This window comes from Bacillus sp. GMa5/1 (genome assembly GCF_050172015.1).
In the GTDB taxonomy this organism is placed as follows: Bacteria; Bacillota; Bacilli; order Bacillales; family Bacillaceae_G; genus Bacillus_A; species Bacillus_A cereus.
Genome location: NZ_JBNLYC010000001.1, coordinates 1 through 19,883, shown reverse-complemented (window position 1 = coordinate 19,883; position 19,883 = coordinate 1). Strand labels below are relative to the sequence as shown.

Sequence of the window (19,883 nt, the reverse complement as noted above, 5' to 3'; positions counted from 1 at the left end):
TGAGGTGTTAGTAGTGACGGAATTGGGACAAAAGCTGAAAGAAGCAAGAGAAGCGAAAGGCTTGTCTATTGATCAGCTGCATGAGATTACAAAAATTCAAAAACGCCATTTAGTGGCAATTGAAGAAGGCAATTATGATGTATTGCCAGGAGCTTTTTATGCGCGTGCATTCATTAAACAATACGCAGATGCGGTTGGATTAAATGGAGAGGAACTGCTTGTAGAACATCAGAGTACGATACCACAATCTGAAAAGCGTGAAGTTCCGCAAGTATCAACGGGACAAAAAACACAAGAAACAATGCAAAAATCTTCATCATGGCCAATTGCAGATCACATGCCGAAAATCTTAGTTGCGCTGTTAGTCATCGCAGTTGGAGTGGTAATCTGGTTTGTGTTTCAAGCGTTAACTGGAAAAGATGATGAAAAAGTTCCAAGCGCTCAAAGTGAGAAAATTGAAGTTCAAAAAGCGAAAGATTCTCCGTTAGATACGAAGAAAGATGAAGTGAAAGCGGAAGAGCCAAAAAAAGAGGAACCAAAGAAAGAAGAACCAAAGAAAGAGGAGCAACCAGCACAACCAACTGGACAGCAAGAAGTGAAAGTAGTTGGAACAACTGGAAAGGTATCCACTTTGGAAATTCATAATAATAAAACATTAGAACTGGAAATTTCAGCTAAGGGTACAAGTTATGTAGATGTTAAGGATGATGCGGGTAACGAAATTCTAAATACTACAGTACAAAGCGGTCAAACAGAGAAACGCGATGTATCAACATTAAAAGAAGTACGACTTAATATTGGAAGTGCACCGAATGTTGAAATTAAACTGAATGGCCAAGTGCTTGCTTTCCCGTTAGATCCACAAAAAGAATATCACCAAAGATTGGTGATTAAAAACCAAGGGATAGAGCAACCAGCACAATAACAGTCATCGCTTCGATGACTTTTTTTCGATGAACAAATGTTTTTGATATGATGGAGGAATAGCTGTGAATTTACCAAATAAAATTACAATATCTAGAATCTTCTTAATTCCAATTTTTATGGTAATTATGTTAGCGCCCTTTGATTGGGGTTCATACAAAATTGGTGATGTTGATTTGCCAATTCAACATTTAGTGGGGGCACTTATCTTTATCATTGCTTCAGCTACAGATTGGATTGATGGACATTACGCAAGAAAGTATAATCTTGTAACGAATTTAGGGAAGTTTCTTGACCCGTTAGCTGATAAATTGCTTGTTTCGGCAGCACTTATTACATTGGTAGAGATGCAATATGTACCGGCTTGGATTGTTATTGTAATTATCAGTCGTGAGTTTGCGGTAACTGGTTTACGTCTTGTACTTGCTGGAACAGGGGAAGTAGTTGCAGCAAATCAGCTAGGGAAAATTAAGACATGGACACAAATTATTGCGATTGCAGCATATTTATTACACGATGTACCTTTAAATTTAATCCATATTCCAGTTGCGGATATCTTCATATGGATTGCATTAATCTTTACTGTTATTTCAGGATGGGATTATTTCTGGAAAAATAGAGCTGCTTTTGTAAACTCAAAATAGAAGTTTATGGGGGAATTGGGATGAATGCTGAGATTATTGCGGTTGGAACTGAATTATTACTTGGACAAATTGCAAATACAAATGCCCAGTTTTTATCTGAAAAGTTAGCTTCAATCGGAATTAACGTGTACTATCATACTGTTGTTGGTGATAATAATAAGCGACTGCAAAAGGCGATTGAAGCTGCGGAAGAACGTGCTGATATACTTATTTTTACAGGTGGCTTAGGACCGACAAAAGATGATTTAACGAAAGAAACGATAGCTGCTAGTTTAGATGAAGAGCTTGTGTATGATGAAAAGGCATTAGCCTTAATAAGTAATTACTTTAAGCGTACAGGCCGTGAATTTACGGAGAATAATAAAAAGCAAGCGCTCGTTTTAAATGGAGCAACAGTATTTGCAAATGACCACGGTATGGCGCCTGGTATGGGGGTAAATAAGAACGGAAAAGTTTATATTTTATTACCAGGGCCGCCAAAAGAAATGAAACCAATGTATGTAAGTTACGTAGAGCCTTTTTTACGTAATTTTACAACAGGAGAAAACATTTATTCTCGTGTGCTTCGTTTCTTTGGTATTGGGGAGTCCCAATTAGAGGTGAAAGTGCAAGATTTAATTGATGGACAAACAAACCCAACAATTGCCCCGTTAGCAAATGATGGAGAAGTGACATTACGTTTAACCGCTAAGCATCAAAATGTTAGCGAAGCGGAGAAACTAATTCAACATGTGGAAGATTTGATTTTAGAAAGAGTAGGAGAATTTTTCTACGGATATGACCAAGAATTTTTGCATTATAAGGCAATCGAGTTATTGAAGAGAAAAGGGTTAACTTTAGCGTGTGCAGAAAGTTTAACAGGTGGTCTTTTTGGAAATCAAGTAACTGAAAACGCTGGTGTTTCTTCTGTATTTAAAGGCGGTGTCATTTGTTATCATAATGATGTGAAGCAACATGTTTTACGTGTGCCTGAAGAAGTATTGCATACTGATGGTGCAGTTAGTAAAGAATGTGCTCGTTATCTTGCTGAAAATGTTAAGGATGTATTAAAAGCGGATATCGGAATTAGTTTCACTGGGGTAGCAGGGCCAGATGCTTCAGAACAGAAAGAACCAGGAACAGTATTTGTTGGGCTTTCGGTTAAGGATGAGCCAACTGTAGTCTTTCCTCTTAATTTAAGCGGAAGTCGTCAACAAATTAGAGAACGAACAGTAAAATATGGATTTTATCATTTATATAAAAAGCTAGAAGAGATATAAGTTTCTTCTAGTTTTTTTACGGTTAAATTTAGATATTATTTGATAGAAAATAAAAAAATCGAATAAATGTTCGATTTTTATTGGCAAATTGAATTGAAAATAGGTATAATAAGATTAGCAATTCAGTTAAGGAGGAATTTTGAATGAGTGATCGTCAAGCAGCGTTAGATATGGCGTTAAAACAAATAGAGAAGCAATTCGGTAAAGGTTCAATTATGAAATTAGGAGAACAAGCGGAGCGTAGAGTTTCTACGGTTTCTAGTGGTTCTTTAGCACTTGATGTGGCACTAGGAGTAGGCGGATATCCACGTGGCCGTATTATCGAAATTTACGGACCTGAAAGTTCAGGTAAAACGACAGTTTCATTACATGCAATTGCAGAAGTACAACGTCAAGGTGGACAAGCAGCATTCATCGATGCGGAGCACGCAATGGATCCTGTATATGCACAAAAATTAGGCGTTAACATAGATGAATTACTATTATCACAGCCTGATACAGGGGAGCAAGGATTGGAAATCGCGGAAGCACTTGTACGAAGTGGTGCGGTTGACATTATCGTAATTGACTCTGTAGCAGCTCTTGTACCGAAAGCAGAGATTGAAGGCGACATGGGTGACTCACACGTAGGTTTACAAGCGCGTTTAATGTCACAAGCACTTCGTAAGCTTTCAGGAGCAATCAACAAATCAAAAACAATTGCAATCTTTATTAACCAAATTCGTGAAAAAGTTGGGGTTATGTTCGGAAATCAACTACAAGTTGCTTAATCGAAAAGATTAAGGAGTTTACCATGGGTTTCCCTTGCTAGTGATAGCATGTTAAAAAACCTTGTGAACCTTATTGCCTAAGGGTGTAACTATCCATATAGTTGCTAACGGTGAAGCCCACCATTATTTAGGGTAATACCGTGCCAAGCTCCATAGTGATATGGGGAAGGTGTAGAGACTACCGAAAAGGACTTTTAGTTAACTGAGTAGGGTACGGCAGATGATAGGCTACTGCTGGAAGTGCAAGGCTCTCTGTAAAGAGATGAAGAGATAGTCCAGACTATAGAGATGGAAAATCTATAGATAGTGCCAGAAACAACTCCAGGTGGTCGTGCGTTGAAATTCTATTCAACTGTTCGTCTTGAAGTGCGTCGTGCGGAGCAATTAAAGCAAGGTAACGACATCGTTGGTAATAAAACAAAAGTAAAAGTAGTGAAAAATAAAGTAGCACCACCATTCCGTGTTGCGGAAGTTGATATTATGTACGGAGAAGGTATTTCAAGAGAAGGTGAAATCTTGGATATGGCTTCTGAGCTTGATATTGTTCAAAAGAGCGGTGCTTGGTATTCTTATAATGAAGAACGCCTAGGACAAGGTCGTGAAAATTCGAAGCAGTTCTTAAAAGAAAATACAGATTTAAGAGAAGAAATTGCCTTCTTTATTCGTGAGCATCACGGAATTAGTGAAGATTCTGGTGCTGAGGGCGCAGAAGATTCAACTCTTCTTGATTAAAAAAATAAAAGACACGGCCTCGTGTCTTTTATTTTTTTATCTACTATTAAGGAGCATAATACTATAGATAAAAATATTTTTTTACTTCAAATGGGTTGTGTAAAGAGGGATATTTAAATATTTTAAGGAAAAGAAATGGGAATTACTAAGGTTTTCCAGTATAGTAGGCTCCTTACTTTTTAAATTTAGGTCACATTCAAGGCTGAAGGTAAAGAAAGTAAAAGTAGACAACGCTTGACAATGAAAATTACGATAGATACAATGAGAATGTATATTTTTTCTTATATACAATATACTCTTCTCAAGAAGAGAAGTAATATTCGGAGTAAGGTTTAAATCTTACCGAAATAATAATATGACATTTTAATTGTGAAATGAAGAAAGTCCCTTAAAAAAGCGGGACGACGGTCTTTGCTGTATGTTGTAATTCAATGTACATGCCGACAGTCTTTTTTCATTCATAGCAAGGGGAGGTGAAATCATGAGTAGTACAGTTTGGATACTCATCTCCATTTTGCTTGCAACAACAGTCGGTGCAGTTGTTGGCTTTTTTGTTCGAAAGTCTATTGCTGAAGCGAAGATTAATGGTGCGGCTAATGAAGCAAAACGTATTCTAGACGAAGCGAATCGTGAGGCTGAAGCACTTAAGAAAGAAGCGCTTTTAGAAGCAAAGGATGAAATTCATACACTTCGTACAGAAGCTGAATTAGAAATTCGTGACCGTAGAAGCGAATTACAAAAACAAGAAAATCGTTTAATGCAAAAAGAAGAGAACCTTGATCGTAAAGACGAAACGCTCGATAAACGCGAGCAACAGTTAGAGAAGAAAGAGGAATCTCTTGTAGCGAGACAACAACAGATTGAAGAGTTGGAAAGCAAAGTGGGAGAGTTAGTTCAAAAGCAACAAACAGAATTAGAGCGCATTTCCAATCTGACACGCGAACAAGCGAAAGCAATTATTCTTGGTAAAGTAGAAAATGAAGTTTCTCATGAAATCGCTGTTATGGTAAAAGAAAGTGAAGTTCGCGCGAAAGAAGAAGCGGATAAGAAAGCAAAAGAGATTTTATCTCTTGCAATGCAAAGATGTGCAGCTGATCATGTTGCTGAAACAACCGTTTCGGTTGTAAATCTTCCAAATGACGAAATGAAGGGACGTATTATCGGGCGTGAAGGTCGTAATATTCGTACGTTAGAAACGTTAACGGGTATTGACTTAATTATCGATGATACACCAGAGGCGGTAATCCTTTCTGGATTCGACCCAATTCGTCGTGAAACAGCTCGTATCGCTCTTGATAAACTAGTACAGGACGGACGTATTCACCCAGCGCGTATTGAAGAGATGGTCGAAAAATCAAGACGTGAAGTGGACGAGTATATTCGCGAAGTCGGAGAGCAAACAACGTTTGAAGTGGGTGTTCATGGATTACATCCAGATTTAATTAAAATTTTAGGTCGTTTAAAATACCGTACAAGTTATGGTCAAAACGTCTTAAAACACTCTATGGAAGTTGCATATTTAACTGGACTTATGGCGGCAGAGCTTGGCGAGGATGAAAAACTAGCAAGACGTGCAGGTCTATTACATGATATCGGAAAAGCGATTGACCATGAAGTAGAAGGAAGCCACGTTGAAATTGGTGTTGAACTTGCAACGAAATATAAAGAGCATCCTGTAGTTATAAACAGTATCGCATCTCACCATGGTGACACAGAACCAACTTCTATCATTGCAGTTTTAGTTGCAGCAGCAGATGCTTTATCAGCTGCAAGACCGGGAGCTCGTAGTGAAACACTTGAAAACTATATTCGTCGTCTTGAAAAGTTAGAAGAGATTTCAGAGTCTTATGAAGGCGTTGAAAAATCATTTGCAATTCAAGCAGGACGTGAAGTTCGTATTTTGGTAAAACCAGATACAATCGATGACTTAGAAGCTCATCGTTTAGCTCGTGATATCCGAAAACGTATTGAAAATGAACTGGATTACCCAGGACATATTAAAGTAACTGTTATTCGTGAAACACGTGCAGTGGAATACGCAAAATAAAGTGGTGAAACACCACTTTATTTTTTTGTGTTGGAATTGGATAAAATAAAGACAGTTAGTTATATAGCATAAAAGTGAAACAAACTTATAATAAAGATATTATAAGGAATTTACTTGATGCTATAGCAATAAAAAATGCAGTACATAGAAAGGGTAAGACATATGAGAATATTATTTGTTGGGGATGTAGTAGGATCTCCTGGTAGAGGTATGATTCAACAATACGTACCGGCATTAAAGAAAAAATATACACCTACAGTAACAATCATTAATGGAGAAAATGCAGCAGGTGGCCGTGGGATTACAGAAAAAATATATCGAAACTTTTTAGAGTGTGGGGCGCAGGCAGTTACACTTGGAAACCACGCTTGGGATAATCGTGAAGTATTTGAATTCATCGATGATGCAAAATATCTTGCAAGACCAGCTAACTTCCCAGAAGGAACTCCAGGAAAAGGACTTATCTTTGTGAACTGTAATGGAACAGAAGTTGCAGTTATTAATTTACAAGGACGTACTTTCCTTCCTCCAATTGATTGTCCATTCCGTAAAGTGGATGAATTAATTAATATTGCGAAAAAACGTACGAATATTATATTTGTTGATTTCCATGCGGAGACTACAAGTGAAAAACAAGCGCTAGGTTGGTATGTAGATGGACGTGCTACAGCAGTAGTAGGTACGCATACGCACGTCCCTACAGCGGATAACCGTATTTTACCAAGCGGAACGGCATACATTACAGATGTTGGGATGACAGGGCCGTATGACGGAATATTAGGTATGGACAGAGAAGCAGTATTGAAGAAGTTTTTAACAAACTTACCAGTACGATTTGAAGTAACAAATGGTAGAACGCAATTAAGTGCAGTGTTAATTGATGTGGATCCAAATACAGGAAAAGCAAAGAAAATTGAACGTATTTTAATTAATGATGATCAACCATTTTTTGAGTAAATTTTCGTTAAATTTTAGATAAGTTATTATATTTTAATTTTTTAGAAAAATTACGAAAATTTAGCAGGAATACGCGCCATTCCTCGTGAATATAAGTTAAAGTGAAATAATTGCTAATACTTTTTAAAGAAACGAGGAGGAAACGCGGAATGGAAATATTAAAAGTTAAAGCAACGTCGGTCCCTAATTCTGTAGCTGGTGCACTTGCAGGTGTTATTCGCGAACGCGGAACAGCAGAAATTCAAGCTATTGGTGCAGGTGCATTGAACCAAGCTGTAAAGGCAGTAGCAATCGCAAGAGGATTTGTAGCGCCTAGTGGTTTGGACCTGATTTGTATCCCAGCGTTTACAGATATTATGATTGATGGCGAAGAGCGTACAGCAATAAAATTAATTGTAGAACCTCGTTAAGTTTAAACAACCTGTTTGCAGTATGCAAACAGGTTGTTTTTATAATGGAGGAATGAAAATGAAAATTTTTGATGCTCATTGTGACGTGCTTCTTCAGTTATGGAGTGCACAAGGGAAAAGGGATTTTAAAGATGATTCACAATTACATATTACATTTGAACAGTTAAAGAGAAGAAAAGGAAGTATACAATGTTTTGCTATATATGTACCAGAAACAGTGGCATATGAAAACCGATTTGAAGTAGCATTACAAATGGTAGATATTTTTTATAATGAGATTTTATCCCTACCAGGTGTGAAGTTTATTCAGACAAAAGATGATATTAACATATTAAAACAGGACGAGATTGGAGCGATATTAACAATAGAAGGATGCGAAGCAATTGGAAAAGATGCAATGAAATTACGGTTGTTGTATCGCCTAGGAGTACGTTCTTTTGGACTAACATGGAATTATGCCAATCTCTTAGCTGATGGTGCGCTAGAGACACGTGGGGCGGGTTTAACGACTTTTGGTAAACATGTTGTACAAGAACTGAATACGTTACATGTATGGACTGATGTGTCTCATTTGAATGAAAGAAGTTTTTGGGATGTTATAGAGATTGCAAAAAATCCTATTGCTTCCCACTCAAATTGTATGAAACTTTGCGAGCACCCACGTAATTTAAACGATGAACAACTTAAAGCTCTTATAAAGCGAAATGGCATGATTGGTGTCACTTTTGTACCGCAGTTTCTAACAAATGAAAAACAAGCGAATGTAGCAGATATAGTAAGACATATCGAATATATTTGTTCATTAGGTGGAGAGCGCAATATAGGATTTGGTTCCGATTTTGATGGGATTTTAGAAACAGTTGTAAATGTATCAGCGTATCGAGATTATGAAAATGTAATGAATGAGCTTTGTAAACACTATGCTGCATCTACTGTAGAACGATTTTTATATGATAATTTTGTAGAACATATGAGTTTTTAAATCCCGATTTAAAATTCAGAAAAATTAAAATTAATTCATTTGATTTTATTGCTTTTTTTAAGACCTAATACTAGAATGAAAAACAAAATAGCTTTATACTAAAGATTCAGGGAAATCAGAAGAGGCATAATTTGCGTCCATTGTAGTTTATTTGCATAAAAAATGCTAAACTATTACTGTAAAAAAATACACTACAATGAATGCAGCCAAAAGGGGTGTAGGAGATGATTAGTCAACTTTCATGGAAAGTTGGAGGCCAACAAGGTGAAGGAATTGAAAGTACAGGAGAAATCTTCTGTATTGCATTAAACCGATTAGGATATTACCTATACGGTTACCGCCACTTCTCATCACGTATAAAAGGCGGCCATACAAATAATAAAATTCGTGTAAGTACAACAGAAGTACGAGCGATCTCAGATGATTTAGATATTTTAATTGCTTTTGACCAAGAAACAATTGATTTTAATTTCCACGAACTACGTCCAGGTGGAATTGTAGTTGCGGATGCGAAATTTAATCCAACAATACCTGACAATACAGATGTAAATCTATATGTGATACCGTTTACAGATATTGCTTCAGAATTAGGCACATCATTAATGAAAAACATGGTTGCTGTTGGAGCATCAAGTGCAGTATTAGGATTAGATGAAACAGCTTATTTAGATGTTGTTGAAGAAATCTTTGGTCGTAAAGGAGAGCAAGTCGTTCAAAAGAATATGGACGCAATTAAACGCGGCTCTCAATATATGAAAGAATTACTAGGTGAGAAAGTAAACATGATGCAGCTTGAAAAAGCTGATGGTAAAAAACGCATGTTTATGATTGGAAACGATGCAATCGCATTTGGTGCGGTAGCTGGTGGTGCTCGTTTTATGTCAGCATACCCAATCACACCTGCATCAGAAATTATGGAATACTTAATTAAAAAATTACCGAAAGTCGGCGGAACAGTAATCCAAACTGAGGATGAAATCGCAGCTTGTACAATGGCAATCGGTGCAAACTATGCTGGTGTTCGTACATTAACGGCATCTGCTGGTCCTGGTCTTTCATTAATGATGGAAGCAATCGGTTTAGCGGGTATTACAGAAACCCCATTAGTAATTGTTGATACACAACGTGGCGGCCCAAGTACAGGATTACCAACGAAACAAGAACAGTCTGACTTAATGGCGATGATTTACGGTACGCATGGTGAAATTCCAAAAATCGTAATGGCGCCAAGTACAGTTGAAGAAGCTTTCTATGACATTGTAGAAGCATTTAACTTATCTGAAGAATATCAAGTTCCTGTTATTTTCTTAACAGATTTACAGCTTTCGTTAGGAAAACAAACAGTAGAACCACTTAAATTAGATAAAGTGGAAATTCGTCGTGGTAAGCTTGATTTAGAAGCAGAATTACCAGAACGTGAAAATAAAGCATACTTCAAGCGTTATGAAGTAACAGAAGACGGCGTTTCACCACGTGTTTTACCTGGTATGAAAAATGGTGTTCACCATGTTACAGGTGTAGAACATGATGAAACTGGAAAACCGTCGGAATCAGCAATAAACCGTAAAGATCAAATGGACAAACGTTTCCGTAAAATGGAGAACTTGAAGTTTAATACCCCTGTTTATAAAAATGTTAAGCATGAAGAAGCAGACGTATTGCTTGTTGGATTTAACTCAACTCGTGGTGCGATCGAAGAGGCAATGACGCGTTTAGAACAAGAGGGTATGAAAGTAAACCATGCTCATGTGCGTTTAATTCACCCGTTCCCAACAGCTGAAATCGATCCACTTGTGAAAAAGGCGAAGCGTGTTGTAGTAGTAGAAAACAATGCAACAGGTCAGCTTGCTAACATTATGAAAATGAATCTTGGTAATGGTGAGAAAATTTCTAGTCTTTTAAAATATGATGGAAACCCATTCTTGCCGAAAGAGATTTACAACGAATGCAAAAAAGGGGTTGTATTAAATGGCAACATTTAAGGACTTTCGTAACAGTGTAAAGCCAAACTGGTGCCCAGGTTGCGGAGACTTCTCAGTGCAAGCTGCAATTCAACGTGCGGCAGCTAACGTTGGCCTAAATCCAGATGAACTTGCTGTTATTTCTGGTATCGGCTGTTCAGGCCGTATTTCAGGTTATATTAATTCATATGGTGTGCATAGTATTCATGGTCGTGCCCTTCCGATTGCACAAGGTGTGAAAATGGCAAATCGTGATTTAACAGTTATCGCTTCAGGTGGTGACGGTGATGGATTTGCGATTGGTATGGGACATACAATCCATTCTATTCGTCGTAATATCGACATTACGTACATCGTAATGGATAACCAAATTTATGGATTAACAAAAGGGCAAACTTCACCACGTAGTGAAGCTGGATTTAAAACGAAAAGCACACCACAAGGTTCAATTGAACCATCACTAAATGTAATGGAAATGGCCTTAACAGCTGGTGCGACATTTGTGGCGCAAAGCTTTTCGAGTGATTTAAAAGAATTAACACAAATTATTGAAGCTGGTATTAACCATAAAGGATTTTCATTAATTAACGTATTTAGCCCATGTGTTACTTACAATAAAGTAAATACTTACGATTGGTTTAAAGAGAACTTAACGAAACTAAGCACAGTAGAGGGATATGATCCATCTAATCGCATGATGGCTATGCAAACTTTAATGGAAAATAACGGTTTAGTAACAGGGTTAATTTATCAAAATACTAAGCAACCATCATATCAAGAACTTGTTAAAGGCTATAGTGAAGAGCCTTTAGTGAAATCTGATTTAAATATGGATCAGAAAATGTTTGATGAGCTTGTTGCTGAATTTATGTAATGTAAGAAAAAAAGGTTGCCGATTTGGCAACCTTTTTTTATGTACAAAATATAGGGTAGCCTTATTTACTTAGAAAATTCAGAATGATAAAATAATATATAAATCGTTGTATGAAAATGGCAAGTTCATTGCTTATGAAATGTAAGGTAATAAAAGGCCTTTGTATTGTTAAGATTGGCGAAACACGTCATACTATGGTAATGTTTATAGGGATAAAGCAATATGCTTTTGGGTAGGACAACAAGAAATGATAAAAAGGGAATGTCTATTTGCGTGGGGAAGACTTCATTCTTATGAATGATTAGATTGATTACTCAAGTTTCAAAGGACAAGTTATCTCTCCAGCTATCTAACCATTTTTGAGGTGAGTCTAAGCGCATTAAAATGGACTATAGAGTGTGTATAGTTAAGGGTGAAAGGAGATTACCGATGAACGAGCAACAACGATTAGCAAGTCAACAAGCAAATTCCTCTATGAAAAAAGAAGAGAAAGATTATAGTAAATACTTTGAAAGTGTATATCAACCACCTTCCTTAAAGGATGCGAAAAAGCGTGGGAAAGAAGAAGTTAAAATTGAACGGGATTTTGGCTTACCTGAAGAGTTTCGCAATTTTGGTACAGGAAGAAAGTTCTATATTCGTACATATGGTTGTCAAATGAATGAGCATGATACGGAAGTAATGGCAGGTATTTTCACAGCACTTGGATATGAACCAACTTTTTCAACTGAGGATGCAGATGTAGTTTTATTAAACACTTGTGCAATTCGTGAAAATGCTGAAAATAAGGTGTTTGGTGAGCTAGGCCATTTAAAGTCACTCAAACGAAGAAATCCAGACCTTTTAATTGGTGTATGTGGTTGTATGTCTCAAGAGGAATCTGTTGTAAATAAAATTATGCAAAAAAATCAGCATGTAGATATGGTATTTGGAACGCATAATATTCATAGACTACCGTACATTCTAAAAGATGCGATGTTCTCGAAAGAGACGGTAGTTGAAGTATGGTCAAAAGAAGGTGACGTAATTGAAAACCTTCCGAAAGTACGTCGTGGTGATATTAAAGCTTGGGTAAATATTATGTATGGCTGTGATAAATTCTGTACGTATTGTATTGTACCGTATACACGCGGAAAAGAGCGAAGTAGACGTCCAGAAGATATTATCCAAGAGATTCGTCATTTAGCTGCAAATGGTTATAAAGAAATTACGTTACTTGGACAAAACGTAAATGCATATGGTAAAGACTTTGAAGATATAGAATACGGTCTTGGCGATTTAATGGACGAACTTCGTAAAGTTGATATTGCCCGTATTCGTTTTACAACGAGCCATCCACGTGATTTCGATGATCACTTAATTGAAGTGCTTGGAAAAGGTGGCAACCTAGTAGAACATATCCATTTACCAGTTCAATCTGGAAGTACAGATATGCTGAAAATTATGGCACGTAAATATTCGCGTGAGCATTATTTAGAACTTGTAAGAAAAATTAAAGAAGCAATTCCAGATGTAGTATTAACAACAGATATTATCGTTGGTTTTCCAAATGAAACAGATGAGCAATTTGAAGAAACGATGTCGTTATATCGTGAAGTAGGGTTTGATACTGCCTTTACATTCATTTATTCTCCTCGCGAAGGTACACCAGCTGCAAAAATGAAAGATAATGTACCGATGGAAGTAAAGAAAGAACGTCTTCAGCGCTTAAATACACTAGTAAATACGTTGGCAATTGAAAAGAATAGTCGTTACAAAGGTCAAATTGTAGAAGTGTTAGTTGATGGGGAAAGTAAAAATAATCCGGAAGTACTTGCAGGTTATACTCGTACGAATAAACTTGTAAACTTCGTCGCTTCAAAATCTTTAATTGGTCAGCTTGTGAAAGTGAAAATAACGGAAGCAAAAACTTGGTCTCTTAACGGGGAATTAGTTGAAGAGCCGATTGAGGTGAAATAATAGATGAAAGTATATTCGAAAGATGACATTGTTGAACAAGCGAAAGAATTAGCAAAAATGATTTCTGAAACAGAAGAAGTTGATTTTTTTAAGAAAGCAGAGGCGCAAATTCATAAAAATGAAAATGTAAAGCGCGCAATCGATGAAATTAAAGCACTGCAAAAACAAGCAGTAAACTTGCAACATTACGGGAAATGGGAAGCTTTAAAAAAGGTAGAAGCTGAAATTGATGCATTGCAAGATAAGTTAGACAGTATTCCAGTCGTACAACAATTTAAATCTTCACAAACATACGTAAATGACTTATTACAGTTAGTTGCTAGTACAATTTCTAACAACGTAACAGATGAAATATTAATTTCAACTGGTGGCGATGTACTAAAGGGTGAAACTGGCGCAGCGGTAGAAAGTAAAAAAGGAAATTGTGGTTGTTAAAGAGATGTCATATTGACATCTCTTTTTTTTGTGGATTAAACGTAAGTTCTTCTCAAAAAAAGAATGACACATTCCGCTATTGTCACGCATATGATTAAGTGAATAGTGATTGAGGAGGGTTACGAATGTCCGAATTTAGAGAGATTATTACAAAAGCAGTGGTTGGAAAAGGACGTAAGTATACAAAGTCAACGCATACATGTGAATCGAATAATGAGCCAACAAGTATTTTAGGGTGCTGGGTAATTAACCACTCGTACGAAGCAAGAAAGAATGGAAAACATGTGGAAATTGAAGGTTTCTATGATGTGAACACTTGGTATTCATTTGATGGAAATACAAAGACTGAAGTTGTAACAGAACGTGTGAACTACACGGACGAAGTAAGTATTGGTTATCGTGATAAAAACTTTTCTGGTGACGATTTAGAAATTATTGCTCGTGTTATTCAGCCGCCAAATTGTTTAGAAGCACTTGTATCACCAAATGGTAATAAAATTGTTGTAACTGTAGAACGTGAATTTGTAACAGAAGTAGTTGGAGAAACGAAAATTTGTGTAAGTGTAAATCCTGAAGGCTGCGTAGAATCAGATGATGATTTCCAAATTGCTGATGATGAATTTGAAGAATTAGATCCGAACTTTATAGTTGATGCAGAAGAAGAGTAATAGAAAGCTAGGGAGAAGTTCTTCCTAGCTTTTTACTTTACATAAGTGGGGCTGAATGAACATGATTCTTTATGAAATATGTTATAATGAAGAAAGACTCCTGAAATAGGAGATAAGAGTGTCCGTGAAATGCGACATATATGAAAATAGATTATCATGTAAGAATTATGGAGGAAAAGTATGACTCAATATACGCCTATGATACAGCAATATTTAAAGGTTAAGGCAGATTATCAAGATGCCTTTTTATTTTTTCGCTTAGGCGATTTTTATGAAATGTTCTTTGAGGATGCTGTAAAAGCAGCTCATGAACTTGAAATTACATTAACGAGCCGAGATGGCGGTAGTAGTGAACGTATACCAATGTGCGGTGTACCGTATCATGCGGCTAAAAACTATATTGAACAACTTGTTGAAAAAGGATATAAAGTAGCTGTTTGTGAGCAAGTAGAAGATCCGAAAACAGCTAAAGGTGTAGTACGTCGTGAAGTAGTACAATTAATTACGCCAGGAACGATGATGGAAGGGCGTACAATTGATGAGAAAGAAAATAACTTCTTAGCCGCATTAACACATTTTGAAGATGGATCATATGCATTAGCTTGTAACGACTTAACGACTGGACAAAATACAGTAACGTTATTGACTGGTTCAGTAGAAGATATTTTATTAGAAGTGTATGCAACTGGTTCGAAAGAAATTGTTGTTGATTCTTCATTTTCTAAAGATGAACTAAACAAGTTAACTGAAACATTGAAAATGACGATTTCGTATGAAGATGCAACGGCAATTCCGGAAGGATTAGAACATCTTGTGAAAAATGTTTCACAAGCAAAATTAATTAAAGCAGTTGGACGTTTATTTAACTATGTAATAAGAACGCAAAAACGTTCTTTAGATCATTTGCAACCAGTAGAAATTTATTATACGAATCAATTTATGAAAATTGATGTACATTCAAAGCGAAATTTAGAACTGACAGAAACACTTCGAACGAAAGAAAAAACAGGATCACTATTATGGTTATTGGACAAGACGAAAACAGCTATGGGTGGTCGTATGTTAAAACAGTGGATGGAACGTCCACTTATACAGAAAGAAAGAATTGAAGAGCGTTTAGAAATGGTTGAAACGTTTGTAAATGATTACTTCTTACGTGAAGATTTAAAGGAAAAGTTAAAAGAAGTATATGATTTAGAACGCTTAGCAGGAAAAGTTGCATTTGGTAACGTAAATGCAAGAGACTTATTACAATTAAGACGTTCATTGCTTCAAGTACCAGCTATTTTAGAAGCAATTAGTTTGTTAGATAACGCTTATGCATCGAGATTAATTCAAGGTGCAGATCCATGTGAAAGCTTAACAGAATTACTAGGAAGAAGTATTCAAGAAAACCCACCGCTTTCGATTAAAGATGGAGATATTATTAAAGATGGTTATAATGACAAGCTTGATCAATATCGTTACGTTAGTAAAAACGGGAAAACGTGGATTGCTGAGCTTGAAAAAAGAGAACGTGATATTACCGGAATTAAATCATTAAAAATCGGATACAACCGTATTTTCGGTTACTACATTGAAGTAACGAAAGCGAATCTTGCAGCACTTCCAGAAGGTCGCTATGAGCGTAAACAGACGCTTGCTAATGCTGAACGTTTCATTACAGATGAACTGAAAGAAAAAGAAACGTTAATCTTAGAAGCTGAAGAAAAAATTGTACAGCTAGAATACGATTTATTTACAGCACTTCGTGAAGAAGTAAAAGTATTTATTCCGAAATTACAACATTTAGCGAAAGTAATTAGTGAATTAGACGTACTGCAAAGTTTTGCAACAGTTAGTGAAGAAGAACAGTTTGTAAAACCTGTACTGACAACGAAGCGCGAAATCTTTATTAAAGATGGTCGTCATCCTGTTGTTGAAAAAGTATTGAACGGGAAATTGTATGTACCGAATGATTGTATTATGCCAGAGAATATGGATGTCTTTTTAATTACAGGGCCGAACATGTCTGGTAAAAGTACGTATATGAGACAATTAGCACTTGTAACGGTTATGTCGCAAATCGGTTGTTTCGTACCAGCAACAGAAGCAGTATTACCTGTATTTGACCAAATCTTTACGAGAATTGGTGCAGCGGATGATTTAATTTCAGGTCAAAGTACATTTATGGTCGAAATGTTAGAAGCGAAAAATGCAATTGCAAACGCATCAGAAAGAAGTTTAATTTTATTCGATGAAATTGGACGCGGTACATCTACGTATGATGGTATGGCACTTGCACAAGCGATTATTGAACATATTCATGACCAAATTGGTGCAAAAACGTTATTCTCTACGCATTATCACGAATTGACGGTGTTAGAAGAGAGTTTAAATCAACTGAAAAATGTACACGTTTCAGCAATTGAAGAGAATGGAAAAGTAGTATTCCTTCATAAAATTCAAGATGGAGCAGCTGATAAAAGTTACGGAATTCACGTTGCGCAACTTGCGGAGCTTCCAGATAGCCTAATCGCTCGTGCGAAAGAAGTGTTAGCACAGCTAGAAGGACAGGAAGAAATTATTATTCCAAAGCGAGTAGAAGTGAAAGTACAAGAAGCTACTCCAGAACCTGTAGTTGTAAAAGAAGAAATAGCAGAAATACAGGAAACGAAAGTAGAGACTGAAGAAGAATCGCAACTATCTTTCTTTGGAGGAGAACAGTCTTCGAAGAAACAAGAAAAGCCTCTGCTAGATCAAAAAGAAACAGCAGTACTGGCGCAAATTAAAAAAATCGATTTACTTGATATGACACCTTTAGAAGCGATGAACGAATTGTATCGCTTACAGAAAAAGTTAAAGAAAGGATGAGTAAGTAGATGGGGAAAATTCGCAAACTCGATGACCAACTCTCTAACTTAATTGCGGCAGGGGAAGTAGTAGAGCGCCCTGCTTCAGTCGTAAAAGAACTTGTGGAAAATTCTATCGATGCGAATAGTACATCTATTGAAATCCACTTAGAAGAAGCTGGGTTATCGAAAATTCGTATCATTGATAATGGTGATGGTATTGCAGAAGAAGACTGTATCGTCGCTTTTGAACGCCATGCAACGAGTAAAATTAAAGATGAAAACGATCTGTTCCGCATAAGAACACTCGGTTTCCGCGGTGAGGCATTGCCAAGTATTGCCTCAGTTAGTGAATTAGAATTAATTACTAGCACAGGTGATGCGCCTGGTACACACCTTATTATTAAAGGTGGAGACATTATAAAGCAAGAGAAGACTGCGAGCCGAAAAGGAACAGATATTACAGTACAAAACTTATTCTTTAATACACCAGCACGTCTTAAATATATGAAAACCATTCATACAGAGCTCGGAAATATTACAGATATCGTGTATCGTATTGCAATGTCACATCCAGAAGTATCGTTAAAACTATTTCATAATGAAAAGAAATTGCTTCATACGTCAGGTAACGGTGATGTAAGACAAGTACTTGCATCGATTTACAGTATTCAAGTTGCGAAGAAGCTTGTTCCAATTGAAGCTGAATCTTTAGACTTTACAATTAAAGGTTATGTAACATTACCAGAAGTAACGAGAGCATCTCGTAATTATATGTCAACGATTGTAAATGGTCGTTACGTTCGAAACTTTGTATTAATGAAAGCAATTCAGCAAGGATACCATACATTACTGCCAGTTGGCCGGTATCCAATTGGTTTCTTATCGATTGAAATGGATCCAATGCTAGTTGACGTTAACGTACATCCAGCGAAATTAGAAGTTCGTTTTAGTAAAGAACAAGAATTGCTAAAGCTGATCGAAGAAACATTGCAAGCTGCATTTAAAAAAATACAGCTTATTCCAGATGCAGGTGTAACAACGAAGAAAAAAGAAAAAGACGAAAGTGTGCAAGAACAGTTCCAGTTTGAGCATGCGAAGCCAAAAGAACCATCTATGCCGGACATCGTTTTACCGACTGGCATGGATGCAAAACAAGAAGAACCGCGGGCTGTGAAACAGCCTGCGCAGCTTTGGCAACCACCGAAGCAAGAATGGCAACCACCACAGTCGCTCGTGAGAGAAGAACAAAGTTGGCAACCATCCACTAAACCGATAATCGAAGAGCCAATTCAAGAAGAGAAATCGTGGGACAGTAATGAAGAGGACTTTGAACTAGAGGAATTAGAAGAAGAAGTTCGGGAAATAAAAGAGATTGAGATGAACGGGAATGACTTACCACCGCTTTATCCAATTGGACAAATGCATGGAACATATATTTTCGCTCAAAATGATAAAGGATTATATATGATTGACCAGCATGCCGCGCAGGAACGTATTAATTATGAATACTTCCGTGATAAAGTAGGAAGAGTAGCGCAAGAAGTACAAGAGTTACTTGTACCGTACCGTATTGATCTATCTCTTACTGAATTTTTACGTGTCGAAGAGCAGTTAGAAGAACTAAAAAAAGTCGGGCTATTTTTAGAACAATTCGGCCATCAATCCTTTATCGTCCGCTCGCATCCAACATGGTTCCCGAAAGGACAAGAAACAGAAATCATCGATGAAATGATGGAGCAAGTTGTTAAACTAAAAAAAGTTGATATTAAAAAGTTACGTGAAGAAGCAGCCATCATGATGAGCTGTAAAGCATCCATTAAAGCGAATCAATATTTAACGAACGATCAAATATTTGCTTTACTGGAAGAACTACGTACAACAACAAACCCGTACACATGCCCGCACGGAAGACCAATTCTTGTGCATCATTCTACTTATGAGTTGGAGAAGATGTTTAAGAGGGTTATGTAGAGTGAATAGATTACATTTCAAAAGGGAGTAACATTTACTGTTGCTCCCTTTTCATATGTAGATTTAATTGTAAACGAGAATATGGTGGAGTAATTTTGTATTGTATTTCTTGGTTGCGTTAACTTAAATTTATCTATGTATAAAAAAGCGCTGTATACAGCACTTTTTAAAAGGTGCATGAATTGTATCATTACTAACTAAATAACTATGCATGGCCAAATGTTGCTTCTTATTTAGCCAATTGTCATAAGGATCTATACAATTACTTATTTTTATTATTATTAATTTTTTCAGTGTATAGAACTTGCTCTTTATAGTGCTTCTTAATTGGGAAGTTATGTGTACCTGTGCCGTTCTTGAATTTTTTGTCAATGGGGTTCTTTAGAGGAACTGTTGTAGTTTCAGTAAATTCATATGGGTAATTTATTTTAGATTTATCTTCAAACATGAAAATGC

General features: G+C 36.6%; 15 protein-coding genes and 2 pseudogenes. 16 read left to right on the top strand and 1 reads right to left on the bottom strand.

Going from position 1 to position 19,883, the window contains the following annotated elements; translation table 11 throughout:
* Nucleotides 1-13 precede the first annotated feature (13 nt).
* The 16 genes and pseudogenes from ACQGSG_RS00085 to mutL all read left to right on the top strand — a co-directional run bounded on the left by ACQGSG_RS00085 (nucleotide 14) and on the right by mutL (nucleotide 19,427).
* Nucleotides 14-925, top strand: coding sequence for a helix-turn-helix domain-containing protein (locus ACQGSG_RS00085; protein WP_048567511.1), 912 nt, complete (start codon nucleotides 14-16; stop codon nucleotides 923-925).
* Between the two features lie 64 nt (nucleotides 926-989).
* Nucleotides 990-1,568 carry a CDP-diacylglycerol--glycerol-3-phosphate 3-phosphatidyltransferase gene (pgsA, locus tag ACQGSG_RS00080; protein ID WP_001052967.1) on the top strand — a complete coding sequence of 193 codons (579 nt, stop codon included), beginning with the start codon at nucleotides 990-992 and terminating at the stop codon, nucleotides 1,566-1,568.
* A 20-nt stretch (nucleotides 1,569-1,588) separates the two neighbouring features.
* Complete coding sequence (locus tag ACQGSG_RS00075) at nucleotides 1,589-2,827, top strand: competence/damage-inducible protein A (RefSeq protein WP_000990689.1); 1,239 nt, start codon at nucleotides 1,589-1,591, stop codon at nucleotides 2,825-2,827.
* 143 nt (nucleotides 2,828-2,970) lie between these two features.
* Nucleotides 2,971-3,579 (top strand): annotated as a pseudogene (gene recA, locus ACQGSG_RS00070) (recombinase RecA); the annotation flags it as partial.
* Between the two features lie 327 nt (nucleotides 3,580-3,906).
* Nucleotides 3,907-4,329: pseudogene (locus tag ACQGSG_RS00065) on the top strand (recombinase RecA); the annotation flags it as partial.
* Nucleotides 4,330-4,810: 481 nt separating this feature from the next.
* On the top strand, nucleotides 4,811-6,376 hold the full coding sequence (gene rny / locus ACQGSG_RS00060; protein ID WP_000099770.1) for a ribonuclease Y: 1,566 nt from the start codon (nucleotides 4,811-4,813) through the stop codon (nucleotides 6,374-6,376).
* Between the two features lie 162 nt (nucleotides 6,377-6,538).
* A complete protein-coding gene (locus ACQGSG_RS00055) occupies nucleotides 6,539-7,333 on the top strand; it encodes a TIGR00282 family metallophosphoesterase (RefSeq protein ID WP_001221095.1) in 795 nt (264 codons plus the stop codon).
* A 149-nt stretch (nucleotides 7,334-7,482) separates the two neighbouring features.
* The gene (gene spoVS, locus ACQGSG_RS00050; protein WP_000404341.1) at nucleotides 7,483-7,743 is read left to right on the top strand and encodes a stage V sporulation protein SpoVS; all 261 of its coding nucleotides are present in this window, start codon (nucleotides 7,483-7,485) and stop codon (nucleotides 7,741-7,743) included.
* Nucleotides 7,744-7,801: 58 nt separating this feature from the next.
* Nucleotides 7,802-8,725: a dipeptidase gene (locus ACQGSG_RS00045; RefSeq protein WP_000688038.1), complete on the top strand. Its 924-nt coding sequence runs from the start codon at nucleotides 7,802-7,804 to the stop codon at nucleotides 8,723-8,725.
* 224 nt (nucleotides 8,726-8,949) lie between these two features.
* Nucleotides 8,950-10,707, top strand: coding sequence for a 2-oxoacid:acceptor oxidoreductase subunit alpha (locus ACQGSG_RS00040; RefSeq protein WP_000625417.1), 1,758 nt, complete (start codon nucleotides 8,950-8,952; stop codon nucleotides 10,705-10,707).
* A complete protein-coding gene (locus ACQGSG_RS00035) occupies nucleotides 10,694-11,560 on the top strand; it encodes a 2-oxoacid:ferredoxin oxidoreductase subunit beta (RefSeq protein ID WP_000190155.1) in 867 nt (288 codons plus the stop codon). The genes ACQGSG_RS00040 and ACQGSG_RS00035 overlap by 14 nt, the downstream gene beginning before the upstream one ends.
* Before the next feature lie 429 nt (nucleotides 11,561-11,989).
* The gene (gene miaB / locus ACQGSG_RS00030; protein WP_001005375.1) at nucleotides 11,990-13,519 is read left to right on the top strand and encodes a tRNA (N6-isopentenyl adenosine(37)-C2)-methylthiotransferase MiaB; all 1,530 of its coding nucleotides are present in this window, start codon (nucleotides 11,990-11,992) and stop codon (nucleotides 13,517-13,519) included.
* Between the two features lie 3 nt (nucleotides 13,520-13,522).
* Nucleotides 13,523-13,954 carry a RicAFT regulatory complex protein RicA family protein gene (locus tag ACQGSG_RS00025; RefSeq protein ID WP_000870461.1) on the top strand — a complete coding sequence of 144 codons (432 nt, stop codon included), beginning with the start codon at nucleotides 13,523-13,525 and terminating at the stop codon, nucleotides 13,952-13,954.
* A 125-nt stretch (nucleotides 13,955-14,079) separates the two neighbouring features.
* Nucleotides 14,080-14,622: an outer spore coat protein CotE gene (cotE, locus tag ACQGSG_RS00020; protein ID WP_001288799.1), complete on the top strand. Its 543-nt coding sequence runs from the start codon at nucleotides 14,080-14,082 to the stop codon at nucleotides 14,620-14,622.
* 180 nt (nucleotides 14,623-14,802) lie between these two features.
* Nucleotides 14,803-17,475 (top strand): DNA mismatch repair protein MutS, encoded by a 2,673-nt coding sequence (gene mutS, locus ACQGSG_RS00015; RefSeq protein ID WP_000196029.1) that lies wholly within the window; start codon nucleotides 14,803-14,805, stop codon nucleotides 17,473-17,475.
* Between the two features lie 8 nt (nucleotides 17,476-17,483).
* Nucleotides 17,484-19,427: a DNA mismatch repair endonuclease MutL gene (mutL, locus tag ACQGSG_RS00010; RefSeq protein WP_000516467.1), complete on the top strand. Its 1,944-nt coding sequence runs from the start codon at nucleotides 17,484-17,486 to the stop codon at nucleotides 19,425-19,427.
* A gap of 262 nt (nucleotides 19,428-19,689) precedes the next feature.
* Here the strand turns inward: mutL and ACQGSG_RS00005 are convergent, their stop codons facing one another.
* The gene (locus ACQGSG_RS00005; protein WP_000461138.1) at nucleotides 19,690-19,875 is read right to left on the bottom strand and encodes a hypothetical protein; all 186 of its coding nucleotides are present in this window, start codon (nucleotides 19,873-19,875) and stop codon (nucleotides 19,690-19,692) included.
* Nucleotides 19,876-19,883 lie beyond the last annotated feature (8 nt).